This window comes from Flavobacterium sp., assembly GCF_049590715.1.
Taxonomy (GTDB): domain Bacteria; phylum Bacteroidota; class Bacteroidia; order Flavobacteriales; family Flavobacteriaceae; genus Flavobacterium.
Genome location: NZ_JBAWDL010000327.1, coordinates 1 through 4462 on the forward strand (window position 1 = coordinate 1; position 4462 = coordinate 4462).

Annotated in this window: 4 protein-coding genes; 3 read left to right on the forward strand and 1 reads right to left on the reverse strand. The window is 30.5% G+C overall.

The window, feature by feature from the left end; genetic code table 11:
• Positions 1-394: 394 nt before the first annotated feature.
• Positions 395-1336, reverse strand: coding sequence for a LysR substrate-binding domain-containing protein (locus WBQ70_RS14005; protein ID WP_423915284.1), 942 nt, complete (start codon positions 1334-1336; stop codon positions 395-397).
• Positions 1337-1538: 202 nt separating this feature from the next.
• Here WBQ70_RS14005 and WBQ70_RS14010 point away from each other — a divergent pair, with 202 nt between their 5' ends.
• The 3 genes from WBQ70_RS14010 to can all read left to right on the forward strand — a co-directional run bounded on the left by WBQ70_RS14010 (position 1539) and on the right by can (position 4306).
• On the forward strand, positions 1539-1826 hold the full coding sequence (locus tag WBQ70_RS14010; RefSeq protein ID WP_423915286.1) for a hypothetical protein: 288 nt from the start codon (positions 1539-1541) through the stop codon (positions 1824-1826).
• Between the two features lie 81 nt (positions 1827-1907).
• Entirely contained in the window at positions 1908-3545 is a 1638-nt protein-coding gene (locus WBQ70_RS14015) for a SulP family inorganic anion transporter (protein WP_423915287.1), read from the forward strand.
• Positions 3546-3670: 125 nt separating this feature from the next.
• Positions 3671-4306, forward strand: a complete 636-nt coding sequence (can, locus tag WBQ70_RS14020; protein ID WP_423915289.1) for a carbonate dehydratase — start codon at positions 3671-3673, stop codon at positions 4304-4306.
• The last annotated feature ends 156 nt before the right edge of the window (positions 4307-4462 follow it).

Genomic DNA, 4462 nt, shown 5'->3' on the forward strand with positions numbered 1-4462 from the left:
TAAGGGTAGTTAAATATTTTTATTTTTGGTGTTAAAATGTTTTTTGTCGATTTATTTTGTATTTAATTGTTGTTTTTGTTTTTTACTAAAGCGAAAAAATATATTTTTATAATCCCCGATAAATTTAACCCTACTCGTTATGGCTAAAATGATTTACGATTACATAAAAGAGGTACTTGAAAGAGTTCTTTTTAATTCGGAGCTATTTAGTAACAAATTAAACAAGGCCGTTCAAAACTTGTTGCCTTATGAAATTGACATTTTAAAAAATGACTTTTTACTTTACAGTTGAAAAGCCTAATTTAAGAAAATGCATTTATGTTGTAATTGATTAGCATCCTATTTGCCTCAAGCAAACAAAAAAAGGAACCTTAATTGAGTTCCTTTTTTATTTTTATTTCTTATGTAATGGACTTATTATCTGAATGTTTTGAAATACAATTGCACCTTTTATAACTCCAGCAATGGTGCTCCTAAGTGCGTCAATAATTTGAATTTTTAATTCGCTTTTTGGGTAAATTAAACTTACTTCTCGAGCGGGTTTTGGTTCAATAAAATGACGGAGTTTCAGTTTGTCAGATTCTTTTAAGTCTAAGGTATGCAGGTAAGGAAGTAAAGTTGTACCGAGGCCTTCATCAGCTAATTTGATAAGGGTTTCAAAACTTCCACTTTCAATTTGGAAACGACTAGTTTCATTTTTAGTACTGTTTTTACATAGGTTTAGGATTCCATCTCTAAAACAATGGCCATCTTGTAATAATAAAATTTCGTCTAAATTAAGGTCGTCTACTTCGATTTCTTGTTTTTGAAAATGTTGATGGTTTTCAGGGATATAAGCTACAAAAGGTTCAAAGTATAATACAATTTCTTTGATTTTTTCTTCCATCAAAGGTGTGGCGGCAATAGCAGCATCAAGATGACCGTTGTTTAATTTTGTGATAATTTCATCAGTGTTTAATTCTTCAATGATGAGTTTGACTTTTGGGTATTTTTTAATGAAATTATTTAAAAACATCGGAAGTAAGGTAGGCATGATAGTAGGGATGATGCCTAATTTGAATTCACCGCCTATGAAGCCTTTTTGTTGTTCAACAATATCTTGAATGCGGTCAGCTTCATTTACGATGTTTTTTGCTTGAGTAACTATTTTCTGTCCTATATCAGTAAGTTGGATGGGTTTTTTTGTCCGGTCAAATATAGTAATGCTTAATTCCTCTTCTATTTTTTGGATTTGCATACTCAATGTAGGTTGCGTAACAAAGCATTTTTCGGCTGCAAGGGTGAAATTTTTGTGTTCCGCAACTGCTAGAACATATTTTAATTGAGTGATAGTCATGTATAGTATTTTATGATGTAAATATAAAAATTATAAATAAAACTGATTCCTTGTTTTTGGATTTATTGAGATCACAAGCCGAAAATCAATAAAATTAATAGTAGAGTTGTTTCACTGTTTTGTATGTATTAATAATGTTAATTTTTTTTTAATTTTGTTATTTTTAGCTTATATTTTTTTGAATAGTCATATTTTTGTAATTATGAAACACATAGCAAGTCTATTTCTTTTTTTGTTTATCACTTTTTTATTGACGCCTACTATTGTGACGTTAATTGAAAAAAAGTGCGATGTTTCAGTATCGTATAAATTTTCAGAAGAAGAGCATTCATATAGTAAAGAAGTAAAAGTATTTGCTTATAATCATGTTTCGAATGCTGATTTCTTAGTGTTAAAAATATCAAAATCAAGCTTGATTTTATCTGAAAATTTGTCAAAACATGACAATGTTTCTGCTAAAATATTTTCTCCCCCCCCAGATTTAGCATAATATTTCTATATTTTGAATTTAAAATTACTGTTTCCCTTTTGGGTAAGAGTAATTTTGTATCTAATTATTTTATATTTTATTATGTCAAAAAAAATAAATCTTTTTGCTAACCTTAAGTCAGATTTTGCTTCAGGTTTAGTGGTTTTCTTGGTAGCATTGCCGTTGTGTTTGGGTATTGCTATGGCTTCTGGTGCTCCTTTGTTTTCAGGTATTATTGCGGGAGTTGTGGGTGGTTTAGTAGTTGGATATTTAAGTCAATCTCACATTAGTGTTTCTGGTCCAGCTGCTGGATTAACCGCTATTATTCTAACGGCTATTACGGATTTTGGAGCTTTCGATGTGTTCTTGATGTCTGTTTTTATCGCAGGTTTAATTCAATTAGGACTCGGGTTTTTAAAAGCGGGCAGTATCTCTAATTATTTCCCTACAAATGTTATTGAAGGAATGTTAGCTGGTATTGGTGTTATTATTATTTTAAAACAATTGCCTCATGCTTTTGGGTATGATGCTGATTTTGAAGGAGATCAGGCTTTTGTTCAGGATAATGGTGATAATACTTTTTCTTCTTTATTTGAGATTTTCAATCATATTCAATTAGGTGCGGTAATCATAACAGCAATTTCTTTAATTATTTTGATATCATGGGATAGAGTTCCTTTTTTAAAAAAAATAAAATTAGTCCCAGGTGCACTGATAGCGGTTGTTTCAGGGATTATTTTAAATGAAGTATTTATACAATCAGGAAGTAATTTGGCTATTTCAAAAAGTCATTTGGTATCTTTACCAGTACCAACTTCATTAGAAGAATTTAAAGCTATTATTATTACTCCAAATTTTTCAGCGATTGCTAATCCGAAAGTCTGGGTTACGGGAATAACTATTGCCATAGTAGCTTCTATTGAAACATTATTATGTATTGAAGCTGCTGACAGAATGGATGTTCAAAAAAGATATACCAATACCAATGTGGAATTAAAAGCTCAAGGTGTGGGGAATATAATAAGTTCATTATTAGGAGGGTTGCCAATGACTTCAGTAGTAGTTCGTTCTTCAGCTAATAATAATGCAGGAGCAAAATCAAAAATGTCTACTATTATTCATGGTAGTTTATTGTTGTTGAGTGTTTTGGCTATTCCTGTTCTTTTGAATAAAATACCATTAGCAACGCTTGCAACGATTCTTATTTTGGTAGGGTATAAGTTAGCCAAACCAGCAACCTTTGTTCATTTTTGGGAAAAAGGAAAGTATCAGTTTATTCCTTTTGTGGCAACATTAATTGCTGTTGTTGCTACTGATTTGTTAAAAGGAGTTATGCTAGGGATGATTATTAGTATTATTTTTATTTTGAGAGGAAACCTGAAAAGAGCTTATAGTTTTAAGAAAGAAGAATATGTGGATGGTGATGTAATACACATTGATTTAGCGCAAGAAGTTTCTTTCTTGAATAAAGCTGCGATAAAATCAACTTTGAATGCTATTCCAGAGAATTCTAGTGTTATTATCAATGCGCACGATACTGTATATATTGCACATGATATTTTGGATTTAATTAGTGAATTTACGGAGACTAGAGCAAAGGAAGAGAATATTAAGGTGAAACTTAAAGGATTTAAAGAAGCTTATGATCTTGAAAATTCACCTGAATCAGCAAACCACGTTTCGTTAGAACATTATTATGATGTTGCAAAACGTAAAATAATTAAAAAAGAATCCATTTAGAATAACTTATAGGAGAGATTATATTTCTTCTTTTGGATGTAAAAATATAATAATTGTATATTTAGATGTTGATTCTAATTGTATCATTGAATAAATTGTAAAACTATAATTGAAAAGAAAAAAAGATGAGTGATTTTTATAAAAAAATAATTGATAATAATAAAGAATGGGTAGAGTCAAAATTAGCAATTGATCCTAATTTTTTTGCTGACTTAGCCAAAGGGCAAACACCACCATTATTGTGGATTGGATGTTCAGATAGTAGGGTTCCTGCAAATGAAATTATTGGTGCTAAGCCTGGAGAGGTTTTTGTACATCGTAATATTGCTAATATGGTAGTACATTCAGATATGAATATGTTGAGTGTATTGGATTATGCTGTCAATGTATTGAAGGTTGAGCATGTTATTGTATGTGGTCACTACGGTTGTGGTGGTGTTAAAGCGGCAATGGGAAATCAATCAATCGGGATTATTGATAACTGGATTAGACATATTAAAGATGTATATCGTTTACACAATGAATATTTAGATTCAATTCAAGATGAAAATGAGCGTTTCAATGCTTTTGTAGAGATTAATGTTAAGGAACAAGTATTTGATTTGTGTAAAACATCCATTGTTCAAGGAGCATGGAAAAACGGTCAAAACTTAACCATACATGGGTGGGTTTACGGATTGAATTCTGGATATGTTACTGATTTGAATGTGAATTTTAGTTCTAATAAAGGTTTGGAAGAAGTGTATCAATTAAAGTTGTAATCTTCGTAAAACATAATAAAAAAAAATATCGCTCTAAGCGATATTTTTTTTTACTCATTATTTAGGTTTTCATTAAATGCTGTAGGAAGCATTTTCGGTATAAATTTAACTAAAATAGGAAGTAGCAAGCCTCCTCCTGGTAGTAAGAATATAGTC

Coding starts and splice junctions, on each gene's coding strand:
- WBQ70_RS14005 (WP_423915284.1), bottom strand. CDS start 1,336: ATGACTATCACTCAATTAAAATATGTTCTAGCAGTTGCGGAACACAAA.
- WBQ70_RS14010 (WP_423915286.1), top strand. CDS start 1,539: ATGAAACACATAGCAAGTCTATTTCTTTTTTTGTTTATCACTTTTTTA.
- can (WP_423915289.1), top strand. CDS start 3,671: ATGAGTGATTTTTATAAAAAAATAATTGATAATAATAAAGAATGGGTA.
- WBQ70_RS14015 (WP_423915287.1), top strand. CDS start 1,908: ATGTCAAAAAAAATAAATCTTTTTGCTAACCTTAAGTCAGATTTTGCT.